Here is a 26,293-nt window from a genome sequence, read left to right on the forward strand (position 1 = left end):
CACCGGCCCCCCAGTGATACAACACCGAGGTGGACGCTGGGGCCTTAGTTTCTAATTCCTAGTTGCGTTTGTTCATTACCCCACACGCACGCCACGGGGGCCCGGCCCGCCCCCTCCGGGGCCGGGCCCCGCTGCACGTCCCCGCGGTGCTGGTCATGACGCTGGGCTTCTCCCGGTTCGCCCTACCCCCCCCCATCTGGTGCCTTCTGACGGTCAAATGCAGGAGTCGCAGCGCGCATTTCTTGTTAATCCCCTTATATGGGCTTTGGGCGTGGTTTCTTCCATTCCAGGCCTACGTAGGTTCATGTCGAAGAGAGTGGAGAACATGAAGCAGTCGCTGAGATGGAGAACCGTCCTGGCCCCGGCCGCCATGGCTGCTGCGCTCGTCGCAGCGCCGCTTGTCGGCACCGGTGTCGCCTACGCGACGGACAACCCCTACCCGCCGCACGCGACGGACCACCCGTACCCGCCGAAGCCGCACAAGCCGCACGACTCCGACCATCAGTACCCGCCGGGGCACCACGAGCCCGGACACGGGGACTCGGACCACGACAACGGTCACAAGCCGGGCAAGCCGCACCTGGCAGACACCGGTGCCGACAACACCAAGGAAATCGTGCTGGGCGGCACTGCGGCTGCTCTGGTGGCCGCAGGTGTGGGCGCCGCGTGGGTCGCTCGCCGCCGGCAGAACTCGTGATGATGGCAGTTCCACGTATGACCTTCCGGAGGCGTCCCGAGTCCGCTCGGGACGCCCACCGGGCACGCAAGCGCGTCCACGGCCCCTGGGTCAGAAACGTGCTGTTGGCCGCCGCCGCTCTGTCGGCGGCGGCCGCCGTCTGGATCGGCACTACGGGCTGGCTCGCCCGCGACGAACTCCTCGCTGCCCAGGACGACCTGAACGCACTGCGCGAATCCCTTGCGACGTCGGTCGCAGGGGACAGTGCGCCGGCTGTCGTTGCAGGGTCCCCGGGCGAGTCGGATCAGGAGCGACTGCTGCGGTCCGCCGCCGGCCATGCTGAACGCGCACACGACCTCACGACCGGGCCTGCCTGGTACACCGTCGCGCAACTCCCCTTCGTCGGCGAGCCTTTCAGGACCGTACGCGGTATCGCGCAGGCCTCGGACGGTTTGGCCGGCGACGTGCTACCGCCGCTGGTGCGCGCGGCTCCCCGGCTCAAGGCGGGCGCGCAGACGGGCGGCATGTCCCGGGTTCTGTCGGAGCTGGAGCGTCAAGCACCCACGTTCGCCCGGGCCGCGCAGATCGCGGCCGAGGTGCAGGACGACACCCGCCGACTGCCCGACTCGACCTGGCTGCCGGCGGCCGACCGGGCTCGTGCCCAGCTGGCGCGGCAGCTCGACCGGCTCGTCCCTCAGGCGGACGACGCCGCCTTCGCGGCCCGCACGGCGCCGCCTCTGCTCGGGGCCCATGGACCACGGCGTTACATCCTTGTCTTCCAGAACACGGCTGAGGCACGGGGCACCGGTGGCCTCCCGGGAGCGTTCGCCGTGCTGCGAGCCGACCGAGGGAAACTGGCGTTCGAGCGCTTCGGCAACGACACGGCCATGGACGGCGTGCGCGCGGACGTGGACCTCGGAGCCGAGTTCACTGCCCAGTACGGGGACAACGCACCCGGCAGACTCTTCGTGAACTCCAACTTGAGCCCGCACTTCCCGTACGCAGCCCGCCTCTGGAAGGCCTACGGCGAGAAGCTCACCGGTCAGCGGCTGGACGGTGCGATCGCCACCGACCCGGCCGCGCTCGGCCTTCTGCTGCGCGCCACAGGACCGGTCGACATGCCCGACGGCACGACCATCACTGCGGACAACGCCGTGGACCTCACGCAGCGGACCAGCTACGTGAAGTACTCGGACTACGTCGAGCGCAAGGCGTTCTTCATCGAGGCCGCTCGTGCCGCCGCCATGCGGCTCATGAACGGGATCAACGACCCGCACCTCTTCCCCGCGCTGCTGAGGTCCCTGCACGACGTGCAGCAAGAGGGCCGTGTCCAGATGTGGAGCGCACACCCGACAGAGCAACGCCTGCTGGCGGCAAGACCGTTGGGAGGGGCGCTGCCCGATGCGCACGGTCCCTTCGCGGGGCTCGTGGTGAACAACGCGGCCGGCTCCAAGCTGGACTACTACCTCGACCGGAGCCTGGTCTGGACGCCCGGCGCCTGCACGGACACCGGCCGGTCGGTCACCGCGACCGTGGCGCTCACCAGCCGGGCACCGACCTCGGACCTCCCCGACTACGTCACCATCCGGGCCGACGCCCCGCCTTACCCCACCCGGCCGGGCGACAACCGGCTCCTGGTGTCGTACTACGCCGGTTCAGGTGCGACTCTGACGCGGGCCACACTGGACGGCCGCCCGGTCAAGCTGATCCGCGGCGTCGAACGCGGCCATCCGACGTACACGCTCGACCTGGAGCTTCCCCGGCAGACCAGCCGCACGTTGGTGCTGCATCTGATCGAGCCCGAGGCCGACAGCGCCCCGACGGTTCTCCGGCAGGCCCTGGTGACGCCGCTGCGCACCACGGTGAAGCCCGCCCGGCCGTGCAGCGGCTGAAACACGTCCGCGCGCCTCGGGGGCGCACCGCGCAGTGCGCGGTGCGCCCCCGTTGTCACGGAGCCAGGATCCCGGCCAGCGTGCGGACGGCGTCGCGGACCTCCAGGGCCCGTGCCCGGTGCACCTTCGGAGAGGCGCCGACCGGATCGTCGATGCCGTCCGACTCATCCGCCGGGGGAATCACCGTGCCACGCCGGGACGCGGCCAGCCGCACGGCCTCGTGCGGCGTGTCGGCCTTGGTCCCCTCTGCGAGGCGGTTGAACTCCCGGAGGGTGAAACAACGGCGTAGCGCCAGTGGGCTGAGCCGCACCGCGGCCTCCCGGTGGCACCGTTCCAGACCGAGCACCAGATCGGCCTGTTCGATCTGACCGGCATCCAGCCGCAGTGTGGCGAACCCCTTGGCGTCGCCGCCGAGTTCGTCGAGGATCGCCCTGGTGAGCGGGTCCAGCGGCATCGACCGGGCAGCGGTGCCCGCGCTGCGCACCCGGAAGCCCGGCTGGGGCAGCGCGGCGGCCAGCAGCCGCTCCGCGACGGGCGAGCGGTGCAGATTGCCGGTGCAGACGAACAACACCTCGAAGCCGTTCATCGAACCACCACTTTCCCCGGCGGCCGCCGACTGGCCCCTCATGACTTACCGACGGCGGTCGGCGAGGCGGGCTTCTTCGGTTTACCGACCGCCGTCGACGAGGCGGCCTCCTCCGGTTTGCCGGCGGCGGTCGGCGAGGCGGGCTTCTTCGGTTTGCCGGCGGCGGTCGGCGAGACGGCCTCCTCCGGTTCGCCGGCGGCGGTCTGCGATGCGGGCTCCTCGGTGCTCGTCGCCGGCCGGGGCATCGGCAGTTCGGTCGGGGCGTAGCCGTAACCGTAGCCGTACCCCTTGCCCTTGTAGGTGGAGGACATGTTGAGGGCTGTCCCAAGGACGGGTACGCCGATCCGGCTCAGCGACTCGGCTGCGTCGACGATCTGGTCGCGTCCGGTCTTGGAGGCGCTGACGACCAGCAACACCCCGTCGGTGAGCGAGGCCAGGCCCAGGGTGTCGGCCACCGGCAGCAGGGGGGCGCTGTCGACGATGACGATGTCGTAGGTGTCGGCGAGTTCCCGCAACACCTCCGCCATCCGGCCGCAGGAGAGCAGCTCTGTCGGGTTCGGCGGCAGGGTGCCGCTGGCGAGCACCGAGAGTTGGCCACCGGCCTCCTGCACCACGTCCTCGATGCGGCCCTGGCCGATGAGCACGGTGGTCAGTCCGGCGCCCTCGATCATCCCGAAGGTGGGGGCCACGGACGGGCGACGCAGGTCCGCGTCGACCAGGCAGGTCCGCAGGCCGGCATCGGCGAGGGACAGCGCGAGGTTGACGGAGGTGGTCGTCTTCCCCTCTCCCGGCAACGGGCTGGTCACGACGATCACCCGTGGCGGGTCGTCGACCTGGGCGAATTGCAGGTTGGCCCGCAGCTTGCGGAAGGCTTCGGCGCGCGCGGAGGTACTGGCCGCCTCGATCGCGATTCTCTTCCGGCCCGCGCCCTTGTCGTAAGGGATGGAGCCGAGCACCGGCAGGGAGGTGAGTTCCCCGAGAGCCTCGCTGGTCTTGACGGTGGTGTCGAGCGCCTCGCGCAGCGCAACGATTCCGGCACTGAGCAGCAGGCCGCCGAGCACTCCGAGCGCCAGACCGAGCAGCCGGTTCGGTGACACCGGCTTCTTGGGGACGGCTGCCTTCTCCGTGACACCGAGTGAGACGGGTGAGACGGAGGAAGCGCTCTCCTTCTTGCCCGACGTGAGGGCCTTCTTCGGCGTCTCCAGCCGTTCGACGAGGCCGACGAAGCGATCCGCGACCGCGTCGGCGATCCGCGCCGCACGTGTCGGATCTGTGTCGCGCACCTTGATGTTGATGAGGACGGTGTTGAGCGGAGCCTCGGCGGTGATGCGGGACGCGAGCTCCGACGGCGTGTACGGCAGCTTCAGCTGACGCACGACGGGTTGAGTCACCTGGCGCGTGGCGACGATCGCCGAGTACGACTGCACCCGCGCCTGCGAGAAGCTCTGACCCTGGTTCAGTTCGGAGGTGTCCGCACCGCTCCGGGTGGCCACGAAGAGCTGGGTACGGGCCTCGTAGACCGGTGTTCTCACGGCCGTGACGACCTCTGCCGCGGCGATGCCGAGCATGAGACAGATCAGGACGGTCGGCCAGCGTCTGGCCAGTAGCTTGAGGTATCCACGAAGATCCAACGTTCACCCCTTCACAGGGCAAGAAGTGCCCAATTCACCCATTTTCCTGCTGATTTTCCCGTTCACCATAGACGCAGCGGGTCGCAAACCGGCAGCGACGGCGGCAAGGGCACCCCGACCGGCCTATCGTTCGCACCTGTTGCGCCGGATGCGCCCCACCCGACGGGCAGGGTGATCCCCCATGGACAGGCCTGCGACGACGCCGACGCGTTCGTGATGACCAGCCTGCGGGACTCCTCCGGTGATCCCGGCGATCTGCCTCAACGCCTCGCGTGGGCGCTCAGCGGTGTGCTGGGCGGCCGGCGCGCCCGCCGATGCACGGCACGGGCCGCCGTCGAGTGGGCACGCAAGCACACCTGCGCGGCGAAGGCGGAGATCGCCGAACAGCTCTACCGCACCGCCCTCGGCACAGCCGGGGGCCGGCCGCGTACGGCGATGCGGCCGGCCCGCTTGGATGCCCCCTCGGCTCCTGTGGCAGCAGCCGTATCGGCTCAGCCCCGGCCCGCGGAGTAGACCGGCGACATGTGGCCGACGGCCGCCTGCTGGGCCGGCAGCGCGGGCGGCGCCGGCCTCCCCAGCGCACGCAGGGTCCAGCCGGCGGACTGCCACCGCGCCGCGTCGAGGGCGTTGCGCGCGTCGAGGATTCTGCGCGCGGGCGTCACGGCCGCGAGCGCGACCGGATCGATGCGGCGGTAGGCGGACCACTCGGTCAGATGCAGCACGAGGTCGGCCCCCGCACACGCCGTGTCCACGTCGGGCACGTAGTCGAGCAGCGGCAGGACGGCCCGCGCGTTGTCCATGCCCTCCGGGTCGTGCAGCCGGATCTCCGCGCCTTCGCGATGGATCGCGGCCGCGACGGCCAGGGCGGGCGAGTCACGGACGTCGTCACTGTCGGGCTTGAACGTGGCGCCGAGGACGGCGACACGGCGTCCGGCGAATCCGCCGCCCACCATGTCCCGGGCGATGTCGATGGTGCGGCGCCGCTGCCGCGCGTTGATCTCGTCGATCTCGTGGAGGAACGTCACCGCCCCGCCGACGCCGAGTTCGTCCGCGCGGGCCGCGAGCGCCCTGATGTCCTTGGGGAGGCATCCGCCGCCGAACCCCAGCCCGGCGGAGAGGAATCGACGGCCGATCCGGCTGTCGTGGCCGAGGGCGTCGGCCAGGGTGGTCACATCGGCGCCCGCGGCGTCGCAGACCTCGGCCATGGCGTTGATGAACGAGATCTTCGTCGCGAGGAAGGCGTTCGCCGCCGACTTCACCAGCTCGGCGGTCGCCGGATCGGTGCAGATGTACGGCACGCCGGCGCTCAGCATCGGCGCGTACACCTCGCGCAGGACCTCGTCGGCCCGCTGCGACAGCACTCCCGCCACGATCCGCTCCGGGCTCAGCGTGTCCTGGACGGCGAAGCCCTCCCGCAGGAACTCGGGGTTCCAGGCCACCTCGACGTCCGCGCCCTGTGGGGCGAGTTCGTGGACGCGCGCCGTGAGCCGGTCCGTCGTCCCCACCGGAACCGTGGACTTGCCCACGACCAGACAGCGACGGCGCAACAGGGGCGCCAGCCCGTCGATGACGGCGTCGACCGCCCGCAGGTCGGCGGACGGTGCGTCCCGGCGCTGCGGTGTGCTCACACAGACAAAATGCACCTCGCCGAACTCGGCGGCCTCGGCAAGGGAGGTCGTGAAGCGCAGCCGGCCGGAGTCGACGGCTCTGCCGAGCACCTCCTGCAGACCTGGTTCGTGGAAGGGGGCCACGCCCTTGCCGAGGGCCGCGATCTTCTCGGCGTCGATGTCGACGCCGAGGACCTCGTGCCCGATGTCCGCCATGCACGCGGCGTGCACGGCGCCCAGGTAACCCGTTCCGATGACGGTCAGTCGCATGTCACTCGCTTCTTCTAGGATGTGGTCCGGTTCATGGGTCAGGCCGGATAGCCGGAGGGGTTGAGCTCCTGGAACCGCCACGCGTCCTCGCACATGGCGGTGAGGTCCCTCGTCGCGGTCCAGTTCCAGGCCCGGGCCACGGCGCTCGGGTCGGCGACGAGGGCCGGCACGTCGCCCGGGCGGCGATCGGTGATCTCGTACGGGATCGGCGTACCGCAGGCGCGCTGAAAGGCCGCGACGAGTTCCAGTACCGAAGTGCCCTGTCCCGTACCGAGGTTGAGTACGCGCATGCCGTGCTCGTCATCGAGGTGTTCCAGTGCCACGCGGTGGCCTTCGGCGACGTCCATCACATGGACGTAGTCACGGACGCCGGTGCCGTCGGCGGTGGGGTAGTCGCCGCCGAAGACCTGGAGCTGCGGGAGCCGGCCCGCGGCGACCTGGGCGAGATAGGGCATCACGTTGCCCGGCGTGCCCCGGGGTACTTCGCCGAGCAGTCCGCTGGGGTGCGCGCCGGCCGGGTTGAAGTAGCGCAGCGACAGCACGGACAGCTCGGGCAGATACCGGCAGGTGTCGGCGAGCACCTGCTCGCACAGCCACTTCGAGGTGGCGTACGGGTTGGTGGGGTCCGCCGGGTCCGCTTCGGTGAGCGGCACCCTGGCAGCGTTTCCGTAGATCGAGCAGGACGAGGAGAACACCAGACGGTGGACTTTGTGGTCGTGCATGGCGTGCAACAGAGCCGTGGTGCCGCCGACGTTGGTGTCGTAGTACGCGACGGGCAGCTCCACGGACTCCCCGACGGCCTTCTTCCCGGCGAAGTGGATGACGGCGTCGATGGCGTGCTCGTCGAACACGCGGGAGAGCGCGCGTCGGTCGCGCAGGTCGATCTCGTACACGGCGGCCGGCGGGCGACCGGCGATCTTCGCGACGCGTTCCAGCGCGCCGGGCGAGCTGTTGGAGTAGTCGTCGACGACCACCACGTCATGGCCGTGGTCGAGGAGTTCGACGCAGGTGTGGCTGCCGATGAATCCGGCGCCACCGGTCACCAGCACAGTGGTGCGACCGGGCATGGGTCACCTCTCTTGATGCCGTCAGGAGTGTGAGGGTGCGGAAGGCGCCCGGTCAGGTGGCGCTGAACCATTCCACGGTCCAGCGCACGCCGTCCGCGACCGGTACCTCCGGTCGCCAGCCGAGGTGTTCCAGGGCGCGTGTGATGACCGGTCGGCGGCGGACCGGGTCGTCCGTGGGGAGTGGGTGGTACTGGATCTCCGAGTCCGAGCCCGTGATGTCCAGTACGAGTTCGGCGAGGTCGTGCACCGTCCACTCATCGGGGTTCCCGAGGTTGACGGGCCCGGTCTCGGACGAGTCCAGCATCGCCACGAGACCGCGAACGAGATCACTGACGTAGCAGAAGCTGCGGGTCTGCTTGCCGTCGCCGTAGATCGTCAGCGGTTCGCCGCGGAGAGCCTGGTTGATGAAGCTGGAGACCACCCGGCCATCGTGCGGACGCATGCGCGGGCCGTAGGTGTTGAAGATCCGGACGATGCCCACGTCGACGCCCAGCGTGCGGTGGTGGGCGAGCGAGACGGCCTCCGCGTACCGCTTGGCCTCGTCGTAGACACTGCGCGGTCCGACGGGGTTGACGTGCCCCCAGTACTCCTCGTCCTGCGGATGGATCTGCGGATCGCCGTAGACCTCACTGGTCGAGGCGAGCAGGAAGCGGGCGTCGTTGCGTCGGGCCAGTTCGAGGGCGTTCTCGGTGCCACGGCTGCCCACGGCCAGGGTCTGCAGCGGCAGCCGCAGATAGTCCGGCGGCGACGCGGGACTTGCGAGATGGGCGACCGCATCGACTGGACCGGGCACGTCCGCGGCGATGCTCACGTCCGCGTGGATGAACTCGAACCCGGGATACGTACGAAGGTGCGCGAGGTTCTCCGGCTGCCCCGTGCTCAGGTCGTCCAGGCACACGACGGCGTCTCCACGCCGCAGCAGCGCCTCGCACAGATGTGAACCAAGAAAACCGCACCCGCCGGTCACAGCTACGCGCATGATTCATCTCCATGAATGCAGGAAAGGGATGGAGATTTCCTTCCGGAAAGAAGGCGATAATCTCCCGAAACATCGGAAGGATATGATCCGATTCCGCCCCGTCTTTCGCGCGGGAAGCCTGCTGTGAACCGTTTGGCCGGTATCCCGATCCGACGGAATTCCGGAGCATGAGCGCGCATCCCGGACGTGAGCGATGAGCGGACAATCCGTCCGCCCGTGGGCCGATCACTCGTACGTGTGAGAGGACACCTCGCGCGTCGGGCGCGGGAAGGCTTTGCCGCCGTGCAAGGGTGCGCACCTGACGCCGATCCTTCGTGACAAAGGTGGGAGCGACCACCCCATGACGCAGCTGAGTTCCGCCACCGTCCGGGGCATGCGCTGGACCTATCTCGCCAGCGTGGCCGGGGTCGTCCTGCAGCTCCCCTACACGGCAGTGATGGCCCGTCTGCTCACCCCCGAGGACTTCGGCCTGATGGCCCTGGCCCACCTGGTGCTGCGCTTCGCCCACCACTTCGCCCAGGGCGGCCTGCGCTCCGCGGTGGTCCAGCGCGCCTCGATCACGGACCGCGACGTCCGGGTGATCTTCACGCTGGCACTCGCCGTCGGCACCTGCTCCTTCGCGGCGGTCTGGTGCATGGCGCCGTACGCCACCGACCTGGTCCGCGGTCCCGCCGAACTGACCCGCTTGATCCGGGCGACCGCGCTGATGCTGGTGTTCATGGCCCTGGGCGCCCCCGCCGCCGGACTGCTGACCCGCGCCATGCGGTACCGGGCCGTCGCCCTCACCGACCTCTTCTCCTTCGCCTTCGGCTACTGCGTCGTCGGATTCACCTCCGCCCTGTTCGGCGCGGGCGTATGGAGCCTCGTGTACGGCACGCTCTGCTGGTACTTCCTGCAGGCCCTGCTGCCCTGTCTTCTGGTCAGGCACTCGCTGCGTCCGCTGTTCGACGTACCGGCCATGCGGGACATCCTGGGCTTCGGCGGCAAGATCTCCGTGAACGGATTCCTGGAATACCTGACGGAGGACTTCGGCAAGCTCGCCATCGGCCGTTACGTGGGGGTCACGGCCGCCGGCCTCTACGACCGCGCCGTACTTCTGGCCCACCTGCCGCAGTACCAGATCCAGGCGGCGGCGAGCAAGGTTCTCCTCCCCGCGTTCAGCCGCATCCGGCACGAGACCGGTCGGCTCGGCGCCTCGTACGCCGACTGCGTCGCTCTGACCACCCTGAGCCTCTTTCCCCTGTGGGCGGTGATCGGCGCGAGCAGCGAGCAGCTGGTGGCGCTGCTGCTCGGCGAGCAGTGGCGCGCCAGCGCGGAACTGGTGCCTTTGCTGGGCCTGGTCAGCGTGCTCGCTCTGGTGGCGCAGTTCCTGGGCACGTTGATGGAGGCCATGGGGGTGGTGGGGCCCAAGGTGGTCATCCATCTGGTGCAACTGGCGGTTCTCATCGGCGGCACGGCCGCAGCGCTGGCCGTCGGCGGCGGGATCCACGCGTTCATCGTGGTGGTGCTGATCGGGCAGGTCGTCAGACTCGCCCTGTTCCAGGCACGGCTGAGCCGGCTCTTCCCCGCGACCCGGCGACCGGTCGCGGTGGCATACGCACAGGCGGCCTTTCTGGCGGCCCTGACCTGGGCTGTGCTGTGGTCCGTTCAGCACGTGCTCGGGAGCACGTGTCCTTCGGCGCTGCTCCTCGCGGTCAAGCTGGCGACCGCGGGTGCGCTGGTGGTGTGCTGGGTGCGCTACGGGGGAAGCCTGCAGGGCGTGCGAGTCGCCCGGGAACGCGGTCTGCTCCCCGCCGTGCTCATGGGGCGCCGGTCCGCAGCAGGTCAGTAGGCGCCATTGCCCTCGACGACGGCACGCACCGTGCGGCGCAGGATGCCGAAATCGACGGCGGGCGACCAGTTGTCGACGTAGCGCAGGTCCAAGGCGACGGTCTCGTCCCAGGACAGGTCGGAACGCCCGCTGACCTGCCACAGTCCGGTGAGCCCCGGCTTGACGCTCAGCCGTCGCAGCTCCACGTCGGTGTACTGCGCGACTTCGCTCGGCAGCGGCGGCCTCGGACCCACCAGGGACATGTGTCCCCGCAACACGTTGTAGAGCTGAGGGAGCTCGTCCAGTGAGAAGCGGCGCAGTACCCGGCCCACGCGGGTGATCCGAGGGTCACGGCGGATCTTGAACATGAGGCCGTCGTGCTCATTGGTCCGGGTGAGTTCCTCCCTCATCTGCTCGGCGTCCGTGACCATGGTGCGGAACTTCACCAGGCTGAAGTGACGCCCGCCCAGCCCGACGCGGATCTGACGGTGCAGGGCCGTTCCGGGCGAGTCCAGGCGCACGGCGACGGCCACCGCGGCCAACGCCGGGGCGAGCAGCACCAGCAGCAGGGCGGCACCCACCACGTCCGTGACCTCCTTCAGCAGCACGGCGGCGCCACGGCGGACGGGCGGAGCCACGTGCAGCAGCGTCAGACCGGCCACGGACGAGACGTCCACCCGGCGCTGGGTCACCTCGGTCAGACCCGGCACGACGACGAGGGGACGACCGTCCTCGTGCACTGCCCACGACAGCCGGCGCAACCGCTCACCAGCCATGCTCGGCCCGGACATGACGAAGACCAGATCGGGGTCGAGCGCGCGGGTCGCCGCCAGCACCGGCGAGGCGTCACCGGACAGTTGCGCCGGCGCCCGCTGCTCCAGCCGTGCCATGACCGGGGCGACGGAATCGGGGGAGTCGTCGCCGATCGGGCACACTCCGACCACGACGAATTCGTGGTCGGTGCGGCGGGCGAGATGGCGGAGCAGATCGTGCAGAGCGGCTGCCTCACCGATCACCAGGGCACGGCGGACGGACCGGCCGGCGCGGCGTTGCGCCACCAGATGGCGGTGTGTCAGGTTCTGGCAGGCCGCGGTGACCACGAGGCACACGAGGAGGCCGGTCAGCACCGGAAGAAGGGGGGAGTCCTCGCCGGTGGCCGCTCTCACCGCGGTGAGCAGCGCCAGCAGGACCGCCCAGTCGCGCAGCAGGGCGTCGGCGTTCCGGCGCTCCCCCAGATCGCGCCACGCGTAGCGCATGCGCGAGCCCCGGACGAGAACCCAAGCCACGGCCACCGCTGCCGCGTACCACAGGGCATACGCCTCGCCGGCGAGGCGGAGGGCCGTGTACACCGGCACGGACGCGCCCACGGCGTCGACGGCGATCGCTGCCGGCCGGTACCAGGCGGGTTTGCGGCGGCGTCGCTTGCGGTTCGGTGGCTCGCGGTCGGGCTGCTCCTGTTGCTGCCCCGACAGCGGCACATGAGGTACCTCTCCCCGAACGGTCACGATGCCCCTTTCTCAGCGGTTCCAGCGGATCGTTGTCGGTCCTTGCACCTGTCCACGTCATGAGACCGACGCCGGATAGCCGTGCGGGCCAGGGCATCTTTCGCGGTGTGGCGGAGCGGCGGACGGTATCGAGTGTGTCCGCCGGGCACCCACTGACGCCGCCGACGGCGCTCGCCGCGGTGAACTATCACCCGATGAGCAGCATGGTGGGAGACCACGCCGATTCCGGAACCGGGCAGTCCACCCCGCCGCACTCGGCCAAGCGGGTGGGCTCACCGCGACGATCTCCCAGAAACATCGGAGACGACCACCTCGTGCGCGAATTTGTCTGTTGGCCCGCCCAGCTCTGCACGCCCTTGTCCGAGAGATTGCGGGGAGCGCGGCGGCAGACCAGCGTCCACCCGTCCCTGCCAATGACGACGAGAAGCCCATGCCGACGACCAAAGGTGCCCTGTCATGAAGATCGCGGTGGTTCACAGCTTCTACACCGCGGGGAAGCCCAGCGGAGAGAACCAGCTCGTACGGGACCAGGTACGCGCGTTGCGCACGGCGGGCCACGCGGTGGAACTGTTCGCCGCGCACACCGACGAACTGGCACGTGATCCGCTCTACCCGCTGCGGGCGGCGGCGCGCGTCGCCACCGGCCGCGGCAACAACCCGCTCGCCCTGCTGCGCGCCTACGGCCCCGAGGTGGTGCACGTCCACAACCTCTTCCCCAACTTCGGGCGCTCCTGGGTGAGGCACTGGGACGGCCCGCTCGTCGCGACCCTGCACAACTACCGGCCGATGTGCGCCGCGGCGACCCTCTACCGTGCGGGCGCCGTCTGCACGCGCTGCCCCGACGGCGAGCCCTGGGCGGCGCTGAAGCTCGGCTGCTACCGCGACTCCCGGGCCGCGACCCTCCCCCTGGCCTGGGCCGGACGACACGGCCCGACGCGGGACCCGCTGCTCGCCCGCGCCGACCGGATCGTCGTGAACTCCCGGCTGAGCGAGCAGACGTACCGGCGTGCCGGTGTGCCCGCAGAGCGCCTGACGCTCGTACCCAACTTCGTCGACGCGCCGCAGACCGGTGAGGCGCCGGGTGACGACACCGGCCGCTGGCTCGTCGCCGCGCGCCTGTCGGCCGAGAAGGGCGTCCTGGAACTGCTGCGTCAGTGGCCGACCCACGAGCCGCTGGACATCGTCGGCGACGGCGAACTCCTCGCCGAGTGCCGGGCGGCGGCCCCCTCCTCCGTTCGCTTCCTCGGCCAGATCGACCGCACCGAACTGTGCCGGCGGATGGCGACCTGGCGCGGCCTGGTCTTCCCGAGCCGCTGGTACGAGGTCCAGCCCTGCGTGCAGGTCGAGGCGCTGGCGGCAGGGCTTCCGACCCTCGCCTTCGACGGCTCGTCGGTGGCCGAGTCGGTCCGGACACACGGCACCGGCCTGGTCACCCAGTGGGACAAACCCCTGGCCCCCGTCCTGGCCGAGGCCGCCGCCCTCTTCCCCTCGCTGCGCGCCCACTGCCGGCAGGTCTACGCCGACCACTTCACAGAGCGGGCCTGGCTCTCCCGCATCACCACGGTGTACGAGGAGGCGGCACGGATCGCCGGCGGCCGCGCCCTGACCACCGCATGAGCACACACCTGACGCACCCGGGAACCGGCATGACCCGCCCCGCGGGCGCCGCCCTCCGCCCACCCGTCCACACGGCGGCCACTCGCGAACCCGCCGGCGAAAACAAGCTGATCGCCGGGGTCGTGGTCGTCGCCGTGATGCTCACCGGCGGCCGGTGGCTCTCGCACATGCGAGTGGGGCCGCTGTACATCGGCGACATCCTGTTGGCAGCGGCCTTCCTGCACACCCTGCTGTGGATCCCCCTGTCCAGGAAACGGCACCAGCACATCCACGGGCCGGGAATCGCGCTCGGGCTGCTGCTGCTGGTGACCGGAGCACATCTGCTCACCGTCCAGGGCGACCTGCGCACGGCCGCCCGCGACGCGGCCCCGTTCGCCTACGCCGCGATCGCCTATCTCTCCGCGGGCAGCTACCAGAGGGTGAGCGAACGCGGCAGGCAACGCACCGTCCGGCTCCTGCACGGCGCCCTGGTGCTGCACCTCGCATGGATGATCGTGGCGACACTCGCACCGGCGTTCGTCGCAACCCTGCCCGAGGTGGGCCGCACCCGCGTCTTCGAGATCAGGACCGACTTCGACGTGGCCGTGCTCGGTGTGCTGGCAGGAATGTCGATCCTGCGGATCAGACGGGGCCGGGTCTGGCTGCACGCTTCACTGGCTGCCGCCGCACTCGTGACGGGCCTGGCTCAGGTGAACCGGGCAGGCCTCTTCTCGTGCTGTGCGTGCGTGCTGGTGGCGACCCTGTTCCGGGCGGGCAAGAACGGCCGTATCACCCCCCGTGCGGTGCTGCTCTCGGCGACCGCGCTGCTCACCGTTGCCGTGGCGCTGCCGATGTCCCCGGCCGGCCAGCGCCTCCTCGCTCTGAGCACGGCCACGACGGCCGGTCCGGACGTTCTGCACGCCCAAGGCACCAAGCGTGCACGGTTGTTCGCATGGGAGCGGGTCGTGACCTACACCCTCGACGACTCCACCCGCACCGCCGTCGGCGTGGGCTTCGGGCCGGACTTCCTCCAGGAGTCCGACGGCGACCTCCCCATCGGCCGGGGAACGGGGGTGCGCTCGCCGCACAACTACCTGATCACCGTCTTCGCCCGGCTCGGCATCGTCGGTGTCGTCCTCATCGTCTCGACGCTGGCCAGTCTCCTGATCATCACGATCCGAACCGTCCGCAGAGGACCGCCCGACGAACTGACGTCGCTGTGCGTCCTGCTCGTGATCTCACTTCTCATCGTCGCCCTGCTGGGCGTGATCCTGGAGTCGCCCTTCGGCGCCGCTCCCTTCTTCTGGGCGGCCGGAATCCTGCTCGCCGGCGACCGGTCGCGACGCAGTCTCCTCCGTCGCACACCGGAACAGAAAACCTTGGTCAACTCCTCTCGGAAAGTGATGGTATGAGCGTCGCTGTGGTGACCGGCTCAGCCGGTCTCATCGGATCAGAAGCGGTACGGCACTTCAGCCACCTGGGACTTGACGTCGTCGGCATCGACAACGACATGCGGGCACAGTTCTTCGGACCGGAGGCGTCCACCGCGTGGAACGTCACACGCCTGTCCGCGGACCTCGGCCCGGCCTACGCCCACCACAACGTGGACATCCGCGACCGGGATGCACTGGCCTCACTCTTCCGCCACTACGGCCAGGACATCGCCGTCGTCATCCACACCGCCGCGCAACCGTCCCACGACTGGGCGGCACGCGATCCGTTCCTGGACTTCGACATCAACGCCGCAGGCACCCTCAACATCCTGCAGAACGTACGCGAACACTGCCCCGACGCCCCCGTGATCCACTGCTCCACGAACAAGGTGTACGGCGACCGCCCCAACTCCCTGCCGTTCGTGGAACAGGAGACGCGCTGGGAGATCGCCCCCGATCACCCCTACGCGGCCGGCATCGACGAGAACATGTCGATCGACACCTGCCTGCACTCCGTCTTCGGCGCATCGAAGACGGCCGCGGACATCCTGGTCCAGGAGTACGGCCGCTACTTCGGACTCCGGACGGCGTGCTTCCGTGGCGGCACCCTCACCGGGCCCGGCCACTCCGCCACCGAGCTGCACGGATTCCTCGCCTACGTGATGCGCTGCGCCATGGAGAGGCGCACCTACAAACTCATCGGCTACAAGGGCAAACAAGTCAGGGACGCCATCCACAGTCACGACGTGGTCGCCGCGTTCGAGGCGTTCTTCCGTGCCCCACGCAGCGGCGAGGTGTACAACGTGGGCGGCGGCCGGCACTCCAACGCCTCCAACCTCGAAGCGATCGCGCTGGCCGAGAAGATCTCGGGGAACGAGATGCTCGTCGAGCAGGTGGACACGCCCCGAACCGGCGACCACATCTGGTGGATCAGCTCCAACGCACGGTTCGAACAGCACTACCCGGGCTGGCAGTTGACGTACGACGTACCCATGATCATGCAGGAGATCCATGAGGCCAACGTGGACAGATGGGCACCGGCCCGGTGAAGCGTAACGTTCTCGGCGTCCTCGTCGACGTCACCAGCTACGGGGAAGCGGTGGACGCCGTGGTCGACGCAGCCCGGCAGCGCCGCCCCTTCGCACTGACCGCGCTCGCCGTCCACGGCGTGATGACGGGTGTGCTCGACCGTGAACACGGCGCCCGGCTCAACTCCTTCGACCTGGTGACTCCGGACGGCCAGCCAGTGCGCTGGGCGCTCAACGCGCTGCACCGCGCGGGCCTGACCGAGCGGGTGTCCGGCCCGACCCTGACGCTCCGCGTGCTGCGTGCGGCAGCCGACGAGGGTCTACCGGTGTATCTGTACGGCTCCACGGAGCAGACGCTGGACCGCCTGGCGCTGAACCTGCAGAACACACTGCCGGCACTGAAGATCGCCGGTCGGGAGGCGTCCAAGTTCCGCACGGCCCGCCCTGGCGAGGACCGGGAGATCGCCGACCGGATCACCGCCTCCGGGGCCCGGATCGTCCTGGTCGGGCTCGGCTGCCCGCGTCAGGAGATCTTCGTGCACGCCATGCGCCCGCTGCTGCCGATGCCGCTGCTCGCGATCGGTGCCGCGTTCGACTTCCACGCAGGGATCCTGCGCCGACCACCCGTGTGGGTGCGGCGTCACGGGCTGGAGTGGCTGTGGCGGCTGGCCTCGGAACCGGGTCGACTGTGGCGCAGGTACCTGATGCTCAACCCGTACTACCTCCTGTTGATCTCAGCCCAGAGGGCCGGACTGAGACGCCCCGTCCCGCCGCCCCCGTCGAGGGACCGCCCGGCCGGGTTCCCGGTGTGAACAGCGGTGACGAGGCCGGGACCGGTGGGAACTGGGTGCAGTCCGCCGCTGTCCCGGCGTGACGACCAGTGACACGGGGCGGCAGCGGCCGTCCCGTCGCCTCCGCTAGAAGAGCGATTCGGGCTCCGCGCCCGACTCGAAGGCGAGCAGCCGCTGCTTGCGGCCGAGTCCGCCGCCGTATCCCGTCAGGGAGCCGCTCGCGCCGATCACGCGGTGGCAGGGCACGACGATGCTGACCGGGTTCTTGCCGTTGGCGAGACCGACGGCGCGGGAGGCCCCGGGGCTGCCGAGGGTCTCCGCCAGCTCGCCGTACGTACGCGTCTCGCCGTACGGGATGAGGCGGAGCTGCTCCCACACCCGCAGCTGGAACGGGGTGCCGATCAGCTTCAACGGCAGGTCGAACTCGGTCAGTTCACCGGCGAAGTACGCGTCGAGCTGGTGGATCACCTCGCCGAAGGGGTGCGGGTCCGGCGCACCGAAGGTCTCCTCGGCGGGGCGGTGGCGCTGGTCGGTCATGTGGATGCGGCTGAGGACACCGTCGACGGCGACCAGGGTCAGCGCGTCGTAGGGGCTGTCGACGACGGTGTGCCGGACGTCGGGCATGGCGGGTCGACTTCCTTATGCGGGGAGGTGGTTGATCGGGTGGCTGTCGGTGGCCCAGAGGTACTGGACGGCGTACGCCCGCCAGGGCCGCCACTGCGCGGCGCGGGCAGTCAGCGCGGCCGGGGTGGCGGGCAGGCCGAGGCCCTCGGCGGCGCGGCGGACGCCGAGGTCGCCGGGGAGGAAGGCGTCGGGGTCGCCGAGGGCCCGCATGGCGATGACCTCGGTGGTCCAGGGGCCGAAGCCGGGCAGCGCGAGGAGTCGGGCGCGCGCCTCGTTCCAGTCGGTGGCCGGTCCGAGGCTCAGGGAGCCGTCGGCGAGGGTCTCGACGAGGGTGAGGAGGGTGGTGCGCCGGCTGCGGGGCAGCGCGAGGGACTCGGGGTCGAGGCCGGCGAGCGCCTCCGGGGTCGGGAAGAGGTGGGTGAGGCCGCCTTCGGGGTCCTCCACGGGCACGCCGTGCGCGGTGACGAGCCGGGCGGCGTGGGTGCGGGCGGCGGCCGTGGAGACCTGCTGGCCGAGCACGGCCCGTACGGCGAACTCGGCGGCGTCCACGGTCCTCGGCACGCGCCGCCCCGGTGCCCGCTCGACGAGCGGGGCGAGCAGCGGATCCGTACGCAGCTGCTCGTCGACGGCGACCGGGTCGGCGTCGAGGTCGAGCATCCAGCGGCAGCGGCTGATGGCGAGGGTGAGATCGCGCGGGTCGGTGAGGAAGAGCCGGCAGGCGATGTGGTCGGGCCGGGGGGTGAGGGCGACGATGCCGTGGCCGTGCGGCAGCGTCAGTGTCCGCCGGTACGCGCCGTCTCGCCACTCCTCCACGCCGGGAACGGCGGTCGCGGCGAGGTGGCCGAAGAGGTTGGAGGGGTTGAGGGGTGCGCGGTACGGCAGCCGCAGCGCGATCACGCCCGGGGTGCGGGGAGCGTCCGCGGTGCGGGAAGCGCCCGGAGTAGGGGGAGCGTCCGCAGTACGGGAGGTGTCCCGGGTACGGGAAGCAGCCGGCGTGGCCGAGGACCGGGCGGCGCGGGCGCGCAGCTCCCCGGGCGTGAGCGCGAAGACCTCGCGGACGGTGTCGTTGAAGGTGCGGATCGAGGAGAAGCCGGCCGCGAAGGCGATCTCCGCCATGGGCATCGGGGTCGTCTCGATGAGCAGCCGGGCGGTCTGGGCGCGCTGGGCGCGGGCCAGGGCGAGCGGTCCGGCGCCGAGTTCGGCGAGGAGCTGGCGTTCGATCTGGCGGGTGGACCAGCCGAGCCGGGCCGCGAGTCCCGGCACGCCCTCGCGGTCCACGACACCGTCCTGGATGAGCCGCATGGCCCGGGCGACGGCGTCGGCGCGTACGTTCCACTCGGGCGAACCGGGGCTGGTGTCGGGCCGGCAGCGCTTGCAGGCCCGGAACCCGGCGCGCTGGCAGGAGGCGGCGCTGGGGTGGAACACCATGTTCTCGGCCTTGGGCGGCACGACCGGGCAGCTGGGGCGGCAGTAGATCCGGGTGGTCAGGACGGCGGTGAAGAACACGCCGTCGAAGCGGGCGTCCTTCGACCGGACGGCCCGCACGCAGCGCTCGGTGTCGGTGTGCATGCCTCCATGGTCGGGGACCGGAACGCGCTTCCGCTGGCGAGAAAACGACATGGACCCTTTCGGCGGCCGGAGCGGCACGACTGGTCCGCTCCGCCTCGATATCCCGCCGCGGCAGGAGCAGCATGGAAGGGGAACCGAGGAAGTGGACGGGTGACAGCCGAATCCGTGACGACAGCCGAACCTCCGAGAAGCACCCCATGAGCGGACGTCTTGGCCGCCGACCCAAGGGGCTGGGGCTGCGCAGTGTCGCCGGGCAGGTGTTCGCCCTGCAGGCGATCATCGTCGTGCTGCTGGTGACCGTGGGGGCGCTGGCGCTGATCTTCCAGGCCCGGTACGACACCGAGCGCGACGCGCGCAACCGTTCGCTCGCCGCGGCGGAGGCCTTCGCGCACGCGCCGGGGCTCGTGGACGCTCTGAAAGCGCCCGACCCGACCGTCCTGCTCCAGGAGCGGGCCGAGACCGCCCGGCGGGCCTCGGGGCTCGACTTCCTCGCCGTGATGACCCCCGACGGGATCCGCTACACGGACTCCCGTCCCGAGCTGATAGGGGAGCGCGCCACCGGCGACCTCGCACGCGCCCGGGCCGGCGAGTCGTTCACGGAGATCTTCACCGGCGAGCCGACGGACGCGGTCCGTGCCGTCGTCCCCGTGCGGACCGAGGACCGGGACATCGTCGGCCTGGTGAGCGCCGGTGTCGAGATCGAGAACGTCGGCAACGTGGTCGAGGGCCAGCTGCCGCTGCTGCTCGGCACGGCGGCGGGCGCCCTCCTGCTCGCCGTCGGCGGCGCCGCGCTGGTGAGCCGGCGGCTGCGCCGGCAGACCCACGGCCTGGGCCCGGTCGAGATGACCCGGATCAACGAGCACCACGAGGCGGTCCTGCACGCCGTGCGCGAGGGCGTGCTCATCATCGACGCGGACCGCCGGCTGCTGCTCGCCAACGACGAGGCCCGGCGGCTGCTCGACCTCGCTCCCGACGCCGAGCAGCGGCACGTCACCGAGCTGGGCCTCGCCCCCCAGACCGCCGCGCTGCTCTCCTCCGGGCGGGTCGTGACCGACGAGGTGCATCTGGCGGGCGACCGGCTGCTCGCCGTGAACGTACGGCCCACCGCGCCGTACCGGGGCCGCCCCACGGGGACGGTGATGACCCTGCGGGACTCGACCGAGCTCGCCACGGTCTCGGGCCGGGCCGAGGTGGCCAGGGGCCGGCTGCAGCTGCTGTACGAGGCCGGGGTACGGATCGGCACCACGCTGGACGTCGTACGGACCGCCGAGGAGCTGACGGAGGTCGCCGTCCCGCGCTTCGCGGACTTCGTCACCGTGGAGCTCCTCGCGCCGGTGCTGCGCGGCGAGGAGCCGTCGGGCGCGGTCACCGAGATGCGCCGTACGGCGCTGAGCGGTGTCCGGGCCGAGCATCCGTTCCAGCCGGTGGGCGACCTGATCAGGTGTGTCGTGCCGACCACGCCGATGGCGCAGGCGCTGGACAGCGGTCATGCGGTGCTGGTGGCGGAGCTGACGACGGCCGACGGCTGGCGGGCCCAGGATCCCGACGGGGCGACCACCGCCCTCGCGTACGGGCTGCACTCGCTCGTCGCCGTGCCGCTGCTCGCCCGGGGCGTGGTCCTGGGGATGGCCAACTTCTGGCGGGCCGACACCCCCGACGCCTTCGGGGAGGAGGACCTGACGTTCGCGGAGGAGCTCACCGCGCGCGCCGCGGTCTCCATCGACAACGCCCGCCGGTTCACCCGTGAGCACGCCATGGCGGTGACGCTCCAGCGCAGTCTGCTCCCCCGGGTCCTGCCCGAGCTGTCGGCGGTCGACGTCGCCTACCGCTACCTGCCCGCGAAGGCGGGCGTCGGCGGCGACTGGTTCGACGTGATCCCGCTGCCGGGGGCCCGGGTGGCGCTGGTCGTCGGCGATGTCGTCGGGCACGGTCTGCACGCCGCGGCGACGATGGGCCGGCTGCGTACGGCGGTGCACAACTTCTCCACCCTGGACCTGCCGCCCGACGAGCTCCTGGGCCACCTCGACGAGTTGATCGACCGCATCGACCGGCCCGACACCGGCGACGTCGGGGGCGGGGCCGGTGCGGGCGGCGACGACGACGAGAGCGACGACGAAGGTGACGAGGGCAGCGACCGGATGACCGGTGCCACCTGCCTGTACGTGGTCTACGACCCCGCGAGCGGGCGCTGCACCATCGCCCGGGCCGGGCATCCCGGGCCCGCGCTCGTGCACACCGACGGCCGGGTGGAGTTCCCCGAGGTGCCGGCCGGGTTGCCGCTGGGTGTGGGCGGGATGCCGTTCGAGACGACCGAGCTGCAGCTGCCGGAAGGGAGTCGGCTGGTGCTCTTCACGGACGGTCTCCTGGAGGACCGCGACCGGGACTTCGACACGGGTCTGGGGCTGCTGCGGGAGGCGCTGGGCACGACCGGCCGCAGCCCGGAGCAGGCCTGCGCCGATGTCCTGACCGCCCTGCTGGTGCCGGCGCCGGACGACGACATCGCCCTGCTCGTGGCCGACACCCGGCGGCTGGAGGCCGACCGGATCGCGGAGTGGGACGTCCCCGCCGACCCGGCCGAGGTCTCCCGGATCCGCAACGCGGGCGCCGCGCAGCTGGACGCCTGGGAGTTGGACGCCATCGCGTTCACCGCCGAACTCATCCTCAGCGAGCTCATCACCAACGCCATCCGGTACGGCGCCGAGCCCATCCGGGTCCGGCTGCTCCGCGACCGCCGCCTGATCTGCGAGGTCTCCGACGGCAGCAGTACCGCCCCGCATCTGCGCTACGCGGCCACCACCGACGAAGGCGGCCGCGGGCTGTTCCTGGTCGCCCAGTTCGCCGAGCGCTGGGGCACCCGCTACACCGAGCGCGGGAAGGTCATCTGGGCCGAACTGCCGCTGACCACACGCGGCTCGGAGCTGCCGGCGCTCGCGGTGCCGGATCTCGACGCGCTGGAGGACCTGGCCTGGTGAGCCGTCACCTCAGCGGGGTACGGGCCAGGAGCACCGCCACGTCGTCCGGCGGGGCGCAGGGCAGCAGCTGTTCGAGGATGTCGTCGCAGAGCTGACTGAGCGGCCGTTCGATGTGCAGGAGCGCCTGGGCGAGCTGGTCCATGCCCTCGTCGAGGTCCCGGTCCCGTGCCTCGATGAGGCCGTCGGTGTACAGCACCAGCAGGCTCCCCGGCGGCAGCCGCAGCTCCTCGGTCCGGAAGTCCAGGCCGCCGGTGCCGAGCGGGGTGCCGGGCGGGCCCTCCAGGAAGGTGATCGCGCCGTCCGCCGTGGCCACGGCCGGTGGCGGGTGTCCGGCCCGGGCGATGACGACTCCGCCGGTCGCGGGGTCGTGGACGGCGTAGACACAGGTCGCCATCTCGTCCTCGCCCACGTCGGCGACGACGGCGTCGAGGGAGCGGAGCAGCTGCGCGGGCGGCACTCCGTGCCGGGCGAGGGTGCGTACGGCCGTACGGAGCTGGCCCATGACGGCCGCCGCGTGGATGCCGTGGCCCATGACGTCGCCGATGACGAGGCCCGTCCGGCCCTCGGGCAGGGCGATGACGTCGAACCAGTCGCCGCCCACGTCGTGGTCGCTCGCGGGGAGGTAGCGGCCGGTGAGCTCCAGGCCGTCGACCTTGGGCAGGGCGCTGTTGGTGAGGCTGCGCTGGAGGGTGAGGGCGGCCTCGCGCTGGGTGGTGTACATGCGGGCGTTGTCGATGTTCAGGGCGGCGCGGGCGACGAGTTCGTCGATGAGGACGCAGTCCTGCTCGTCGAAGGGTTCGCGCTCGTTGAGCCGGGTCACGCTGACGCCTCCGAGCACCTTGCCGCGGGCGACGAGCGGGACGATGCGCGCCGAGCCGATGTTGGCCTCGAAGTAGGCCCGCAGGGGTTCGGTGCGGGGGTCGGGGAAGAGCGCCGGGAGGTCGGAGTGGTAGAGGTTCATCGGCCGGGCGTCGGTGATGACCTGCTCGTACACCGTGCCGAGCGGGATCTGGAAGGTCTGGCCGCGGCTGAGCATCGCGGTGGGCGCGGTCGGGTCGGGGAAGACGGCCGCGAGGCGGCGCAGCAGGCCGTGGGTGGAGGCGCCCGCCTCGTCGGGTTCGAGCACGGATTCGAGCAGCTGTACGTCGGCCGAGTCGGCGAGCTGCGGCACGAGGACCTGGACGATCTCCTCGGCGGTCTGGTGCAGGTCGAGGGTGGTGCCGATCCGGGTGCCCGCCTCCGCGAGCAGGGCGAAGCGGCGCCGGGCCCGTTCGGCCTCGACGAGCGCCCGCTGGCCCTCGGTGATGTCGATGAGGGAGGCGATCAGGCCGAGGCGGCGGCCCGAGCCGTCGAGCAGCGGGGCGTACGAGCAGGACCAGGTCCGGTCGTGGTCGGGGTCGGCCGGGGTCCGGCCGGTGCGGCGCACGTCGACGACGGCCTCGCCACGTTCGAGGACCTGCCGCATCGTGGCCTCCAGGGCCACGGCGTTGACCCCGGGCACCACCTCGGTCAGCCGCCTGCCCAGGTGCTCGGCGGCGGAGACCCCGTTCATCCGGGCGAGGGCGTCGTTGACCCGGAGGAACCGCAGGTCGGGGCCGAGGGTGGCCAGGCCGATGGGCGACTGGGTGAAGAGGCTCTGGAGGGCGGCGAGCGAGTCCCGCATCCGCAGGACCTCGGAGGTCTCCACGGCGATGAGCATGGCGCCCGGCCGCCCCTGGGGGTCGGCGTCGGGGACGATCCACATCTCCATGGTGACCTGGTGGCCGTCGCGGTGCCGTACGGGCAGGGTGCCGACGACGGTCTCGCCGGCCTGGACGCGGACGGTCAGCTGGTCGGCGAGTTCCCGGTTGGTGTCGGGGACCAGAATGGGTGACGCGTGGCGTCCCAGCACGTCTTCGGGGCGGTATCCGAGCAGGTCCTGGGCGGCCAGCGACCACTCGACGACGCGCCCGTCGGCGTCCTCCCGCCACAGCGCGATCGGGAGGAGTTCGCGCAGGACACCGGCGTAACCGATGGCCGCCGGCGGCCGCTCCGGCGTCTCACTCGGCGACTGAGTAGTGTCCAACGCTTCGACCTAACCCCGGGGGGTGTGTTCCTACCCGATCACCCTATCCGAGCCGTGGATGCGGGGCGCTGTGGCACCACTCCGTACGGTGGGGGCGCCTACGGCCCGGGGATCTCCCCACCACCGCACCCCGCCTCGACGCGCTGGGCTTCGCGCGCGCCTGGTAGCGGTCGCCCCCGCGTCGTTCGGAGGGGTTCCACTCGTACCGACCCGCCGGTAACTTGGCGCCGCCCACTCCCCACCGTCCTGGCAGGTACGAGATGCAGAGCTTGTTATGCGTAGTCCGAGGCGCCCTTCTGGTGGGCGCCTTGCTGGTGCCGGCCCTGCCGGGATCGGCCGCGGCGCAGCCCGGTCCGCTCCCCGAGGCACCCGTGGCGACCGCCGCCCCCGACTGGACCCCGCCGCTGTCCACCCGCGGCCGGTACATCGTCGACGCCCACGGCGACCGCTTCCGGCTGCGCTCCGCCAACTGGGACGGCGCCCAGGGCTCCTGGAACGGCTCGGGCGACATCGCGGACCCGGCCAACCACCACGCCGGGCAGCCCTCCCACGGGATCCCGATCGGCCTGGACCGCACGCCGCTTCCGGCGCTCCTCGCCGACTTCCGCGCCCTCGGCCTGAACAGCATCCGGCTGCCGTTCTCCAACGAGATGCTGCGCACCACGGCTCCCGTGCCCGACGCGGCGGTCGCTGCCAATCCGGCGCTGCGCGGCAAGACCCCGCTCCAGGTCTTCGACGCCGTCGTCGCCGCCCTCACCGCCGACGGATTCGCCGTCGTCCTCAACAACCACACCGTGACCACCCGTTGGTGCTGCGGACTGGACGGCAACGAGCGCTGGAACAGCAGCGGGCAGTCCACCGCCCGATGGGCCGACGACTGGGTGTTCATGGCGAAGCGCTACCGCGCCAACCCGCGCGTGGTCGGCGCCGACCTGTACAACGAGGTCCGCCGTGACGTCTGGGACGACCCCAACTGGGGTCTCGGCGACAACCACGACTGGCACGCCGCCGCCCAGGAGGCCGCCGACCGCATCCTGGCCGAGGCCAACCCGGATCTGCTCGTCATCGTCGAGGGCATCAACTGGCAGGGCATTCCCGTGGACGGCTTCACCCACGGCCGCCCCACCCTCACCCCGGTCCGTACCCTCTCGCACACCCTGGTGGTGTCGAACAAGCTCGTCTACTCGGCCCACTTCTACGGCTACACCGGCCCGAACCACAGCGGCGCCACCGGCATGGGAGAGACCAGCGACCCGCGCTACCAGGACCTCACCCGCGAGCAGCTGCGCCAGGTCGTCCACGACCAGGCGCTCTACGTCTCCGCGGAGACCGGCCGGCACTTCACCGCCCCGGTCTGGATCAGCGAGTTCGGCATCGGGGCCGACGAGCAGAACAGCCGTCCCCGCGACTGGTTCCGCAATCTGACCGAGCTGCTCGACGACGCCGACGTGGACTACGCGTACTGGCCGCTGGTCGGCTGGAGCAACAGCGCTGGTGGCGGGGATAGTTGGGCGCTGCTGCGGTACGACTCCGAGGGCCGGCGGACCGGTGTCCTGGACGCGGGCGACTGGCGCACCCCGCTGTGGACCGGGCTGACCGAATCCCCCGGCCGCACCGGGCCCGTGCCGGCCGTCCCCGCCTGGTACCAGCTGACGACCGACCACCGCGACCACAACGCCTCGCTGCTCGTCCGGGCGGGCGGGGACTGGGACAGCGGTGCCCGCAAGGCCGTGTGCCCGGACGGCGCCCGGCTGGCCGGGCTCAGCCACACCGGCGGCCGCGGCCTGTGCGCGAGTTCTGCCCTGCGGTCCTCCACCGGCGGGCACTCCGTCGTCCGCGACGAGTCGCACGTCCCGGCGGGCGGCGACTGGGCCGGCGGCTACTCCAAGTTCCAGTGCCCGGCGGGTCAGTTCCTCATCGGCTCCAGCGTGCGCGGGGAGCGGGTCTCCGCCGCCCTGTGCGCCCCGGCCCGCACGGCGCTCCCGACGAGCGGGGGCCGCACGGTGTGGTTCGACCGTGGCGACAATCGCCCGGCTGGCGCCCCCGGCGGCGACTACGCGAACGGCCACTACAAGGGCCAGTGCCTGCCCACCGAGTACGCGGCCGGCATCGCCTTCACCACCCGGTTCGGCGCCCGGCCCTCCCCGGCCGCCCTGCTGTGCCGCCCGGCGCCCCCGGAGGCGTAGCCGGGG

The 26,293-nt window shown here is 71.3% G+C and carries 19 protein-coding genes; 10 read left to right on the plus strand and 9 right to left on the minus strand.

The window, feature by feature from the left end; all coding sequences use genetic code 11:
• The first annotated feature begins 325 nt into the window (after window positions 1–325).
• Complete coding sequence (locus tag ACFV9D_RS15725) at window positions 326–697, plus strand: hypothetical protein (RefSeq protein WP_385145698.1); 372 nt, start codon at window positions 326–328, stop codon at window positions 695–697.
• Between the two features lie 17 nt (window positions 698–714).
• Window positions 715–2,568: a DUF4012 domain-containing protein gene (locus ACFV9D_RS15730; protein ID WP_385145700.1), complete on the plus strand. Its 1,854-nt coding sequence runs from the start codon at window positions 715–717 to the stop codon at window positions 2,566–2,568.
• 55 nt (window positions 2,569–2,623) lie between these two features.
• On the opposite strand, the gene ACFV9D_RS15735 is transcribed toward ACFV9D_RS15730, so the two are convergent.
• On the minus strand, window positions 2,624–3,154 hold the full coding sequence (locus ACFV9D_RS15735; RefSeq protein ID WP_385145702.1) for a low molecular weight phosphatase family protein: 531 nt from the start codon (window positions 3,152–3,154) through the stop codon (window positions 2,624–2,626).
• A gap of 38 nt (window positions 3,155–3,192) precedes the next feature.
• Window positions 3,193–4,785, minus strand: a complete 1,593-nt coding sequence (locus ACFV9D_RS15740; protein WP_385145704.1) for a polysaccharide biosynthesis tyrosine autokinase — start codon at window positions 4,783–4,785, stop codon at window positions 3,193–3,195.
• 171 nt (window positions 4,786–4,956) lie between these two features.
• On the opposite strand from ACFV9D_RS15740, the gene ACFV9D_RS15745 reads away from it, so the two are divergent.
• Window positions 4,957–5,298: a hypothetical protein gene (locus ACFV9D_RS15745; protein ID WP_385145706.1), complete on the plus strand. Its 342-nt coding sequence runs from the start codon at window positions 4,957–4,959 to the stop codon at window positions 5,296–5,298.
• Here the strand turns inward: ACFV9D_RS15745 and ACFV9D_RS15750 are convergent.
• The 3 genes from ACFV9D_RS15750 to ACFV9D_RS15760 are packed head-to-tail and all read right to left on the minus strand — an operon-like array spanning window position 5,277 to window position 8,708.
• Window positions 5,277–6,662, minus strand: coding sequence for a UDP-glucose dehydrogenase family protein (locus tag ACFV9D_RS15750; RefSeq protein WP_385145708.1), 1,386 nt, complete (start codon window positions 6,660–6,662; stop codon window positions 5,277–5,279). The genes ACFV9D_RS15745 and ACFV9D_RS15750 overlap by 22 nt on opposite strands.
• A 38-nt stretch (window positions 6,663–6,700) precedes the next feature.
• The gene (galE, locus tag ACFV9D_RS15755) at window positions 6,701–7,729 is read right to left on the minus strand and encodes a UDP-glucose 4-epimerase GalE (RefSeq protein WP_385145710.1); all 1,029 of its coding nucleotides are present in this window, start codon (window positions 7,727–7,729) and stop codon (window positions 6,701–6,703) included.
• Between the two features lie 52 nt (window positions 7,730–7,781).
• Window positions 7,782–8,708, minus strand: coding sequence for a UDP-glucuronic acid decarboxylase family protein (locus tag ACFV9D_RS15760; RefSeq protein WP_385145712.1), 927 nt, complete (start codon window positions 8,706–8,708; stop codon window positions 7,782–7,784).
• Between the two features lie 340 nt (window positions 8,709–9,048).
• On the opposite strand from ACFV9D_RS15760, the gene ACFV9D_RS15765 reads away from it, so the two are divergent.
• Window positions 9,049–10,539 carry a lipopolysaccharide biosynthesis protein gene (locus ACFV9D_RS15765; RefSeq protein ID WP_385145714.1) on the plus strand — a complete coding sequence of 497 codons (1,491 nt, stop codon included), beginning with the start codon at window positions 9,049–9,051 and terminating at the stop codon, window positions 10,537–10,539.
• On the opposite strand, the gene ACFV9D_RS15770 is transcribed toward ACFV9D_RS15765, so the two are convergent.
• Window positions 10,533–12,023 carry a sugar transferase gene (locus tag ACFV9D_RS15770; RefSeq protein WP_385145716.1) on the minus strand — a complete coding sequence of 497 codons (1,491 nt, stop codon included), beginning with the start codon at window positions 12,021–12,023 and terminating at the stop codon, window positions 10,533–10,535. The genes ACFV9D_RS15765 and ACFV9D_RS15770 overlap by 7 nt on opposite strands.
• 456 nt (window positions 12,024–12,479) lie before the next feature.
• Here ACFV9D_RS15770 and ACFV9D_RS15775 point away from each other — a divergent pair, with 456 nt between their 5' ends.
• The 4 genes from ACFV9D_RS15775 to ACFV9D_RS15790 are packed head-to-tail and all read left to right on the plus strand — an operon-like array spanning window position 12,480 to window position 16,892.
• Window positions 12,480–13,640, plus strand: a complete 1,161-nt coding sequence (locus ACFV9D_RS15775) for a glycosyltransferase family 4 protein (protein ID WP_385145718.1) — start codon at window positions 12,480–12,482, stop codon at window positions 13,638–13,640.
• A gap of 29 nt (window positions 13,641–13,669) precedes the next feature.
• Window positions 13,670–15,031 carry an O-antigen ligase family protein gene (locus ACFV9D_RS15780; RefSeq protein ID WP_385145720.1) on the plus strand — a complete coding sequence of 454 codons (1,362 nt, stop codon included), beginning with the start codon at window positions 13,670–13,672 and terminating at the stop codon, window positions 15,029–15,031.
• The gene (locus tag ACFV9D_RS15785; RefSeq protein ID WP_385145722.1) at window positions 15,028–16,101 is read left to right on the plus strand and encodes an NAD-dependent epimerase/dehydratase family protein; all 1,074 of its coding nucleotides are present in this window, start codon (window positions 15,028–15,030) and stop codon (window positions 16,099–16,101) included. Before ACFV9D_RS15780 ends, ACFV9D_RS15785 begins: the two co-directional genes overlap by 4 nt.
• On the plus strand, window positions 16,098–16,892 hold the full coding sequence (locus tag ACFV9D_RS15790) for a WecB/TagA/CpsF family glycosyltransferase (RefSeq protein ID WP_385145724.1): 795 nt from the start codon (window positions 16,098–16,100) through the stop codon (window positions 16,890–16,892). The genes ACFV9D_RS15785 and ACFV9D_RS15790 overlap by 4 nt, the downstream gene beginning before the upstream one ends.
• A gap of 105 nt (window positions 16,893–16,997) precedes the next feature.
• Here ACFV9D_RS15790 and ACFV9D_RS15795 read toward each other — a convergent pair whose 3' ends face one another.
• Together ACFV9D_RS15795 and ACFV9D_RS15800 are read right to left on the minus strand one after the other, a co-directional pair.
• Window positions 16,998–17,495, minus strand: coding sequence for a methylated-DNA--[protein]-cysteine S-methyltransferase (locus ACFV9D_RS15795; RefSeq protein WP_385145726.1), 498 nt, complete (start codon window positions 17,493–17,495; stop codon window positions 16,998–17,000).
• Window positions 17,496–17,510: 15 nt separating this feature from the next.
• Window positions 17,511–19,064, minus strand: coding sequence for an AlkA N-terminal domain-containing protein (locus tag ACFV9D_RS15800; RefSeq protein WP_385145728.1), 1,554 nt, complete (start codon window positions 19,062–19,064; stop codon window positions 17,511–17,513).
• Between the two features lie 197 nt (window positions 19,065–19,261).
• On the opposite strand from ACFV9D_RS15800, the gene ACFV9D_RS15805 reads away from it, so the two are divergent.
• Complete coding sequence (locus ACFV9D_RS15805; protein WP_385145730.1) at window positions 19,262–22,036, plus strand: SpoIIE family protein phosphatase; 2,775 nt, start codon at window positions 19,262–19,264, stop codon at window positions 22,034–22,036.
• Between the two features lie 4 nt (window positions 22,037–22,040).
• Here ACFV9D_RS15805 and ACFV9D_RS15810 read toward each other — a convergent pair whose 3' ends face one another.
• Window positions 22,041–24,101 carry a SpoIIE family protein phosphatase gene (locus ACFV9D_RS15810; protein ID WP_385145732.1) on the minus strand — a complete coding sequence of 687 codons (2,061 nt, stop codon included), beginning with the start codon at window positions 24,099–24,101 and terminating at the stop codon, window positions 22,041–22,043.
• Window positions 24,102–24,361: 260 nt separating this feature from the next.
• On the opposite strand from ACFV9D_RS15810, the gene ACFV9D_RS15815 reads away from it, so the two are divergent.
• Window positions 24,362–26,287, plus strand: coding sequence for a glycoside hydrolase family 5 protein (locus ACFV9D_RS15815; protein ID WP_385145734.1), 1,926 nt, complete (start codon window positions 24,362–24,364; stop codon window positions 26,285–26,287).
• The last annotated feature ends 6 nt before the right edge of the window (window positions 26,288–26,293 follow it).

The sequence above is a fragment of the Streptomyces sp. NPDC059875 genome, assembly GCF_042731085.1.
Lineage (GTDB): Bacteria > Actinomycetota > Actinomycetes > Streptomycetales > Streptomycetaceae > Streptomyces.

What these genes read in the sequence shown, in the direction of transcription:
- galE (WP_385145710.1), bottom strand. Translation starts at nt 7,729, where the DNA reads ATGCCCGGTCGCACCACTGTGCTGGTGACCGGTGGCGCCGGATTCATC.
- ACFV9D_RS15775 (WP_385145718.1), top strand. Translation starts at nt 12,480, where the DNA reads ATGAAGATCGCGGTGGTTCACAGCTTCTACACCGCGGGGAAGCCCAGC.
- ACFV9D_RS15765 (WP_385145714.1), top strand. Translation starts at nt 9,049, where the DNA reads ATGACGCAGCTGAGTTCCGCCACCGTCCGGGGCATGCGCTGGACCTAT.
- ACFV9D_RS15750 (WP_385145708.1), bottom strand. Translation starts at nt 6,662, where the DNA reads ATGCGACTGACCGTCATCGGAACGGGTTACCTGGGCGCCGTGCACGCC.
- ACFV9D_RS15800 (WP_385145728.1), bottom strand. Translation starts at nt 19,064, where the DNA reads ATGCACACCGACACCGAGCGCTGCGTGCGGGCCGTCCGGTCGAAGGAC.
- ACFV9D_RS15760 (WP_385145712.1), bottom strand. Translation starts at nt 8,708, where the DNA reads ATGCGCGTAGCTGTGACCGGCGGGTGCGGTTTTCTTGGTTCACATCTG.
- ACFV9D_RS15735 (WP_385145702.1), bottom strand. Translation starts at nt 3,154, where the DNA reads ATGAACGGCTTCGAGGTGTTGTTCGTCTGCACCGGCAATCTGCACCGC.
- ACFV9D_RS15815 (WP_385145734.1), top strand. Translation starts at nt 24,362, where the DNA reads ATGCAGAGCTTGTTATGCGTAGTCCGAGGCGCCCTTCTGGTGGGCGCC.
- ACFV9D_RS15795 (WP_385145726.1), bottom strand. Translation starts at nt 17,495, where the DNA reads ATGCCCGACGTCCGGCACACCGTCGTCGACAGCCCCTACGACGCGCTG.
- ACFV9D_RS15805 (WP_385145730.1), top strand. Translation starts at nt 19,262, where the DNA reads ATGAGCGGACGTCTTGGCCGCCGACCCAAGGGGCTGGGGCTGCGCAGT.
- ACFV9D_RS15780 (WP_385145720.1), top strand. Translation starts at nt 13,670, where the DNA reads ATGACCCGCCCCGCGGGCGCCGCCCTCCGCCCACCCGTCCACACGGCG.
- ACFV9D_RS15725 (WP_385145698.1), top strand. Translation starts at nt 326, where the DNA reads ATGAAGCAGTCGCTGAGATGGAGAACCGTCCTGGCCCCGGCCGCCATG.
- ACFV9D_RS15785 (WP_385145722.1), top strand. Translation starts at nt 15,028, where the DNA reads ATGAGCGTCGCTGTGGTGACCGGCTCAGCCGGTCTCATCGGATCAGAA.
- ACFV9D_RS15730 (WP_385145700.1), top strand. Translation starts at nt 715, where the DNA reads ATGACCTTCCGGAGGCGTCCCGAGTCCGCTCGGGACGCCCACCGGGCA.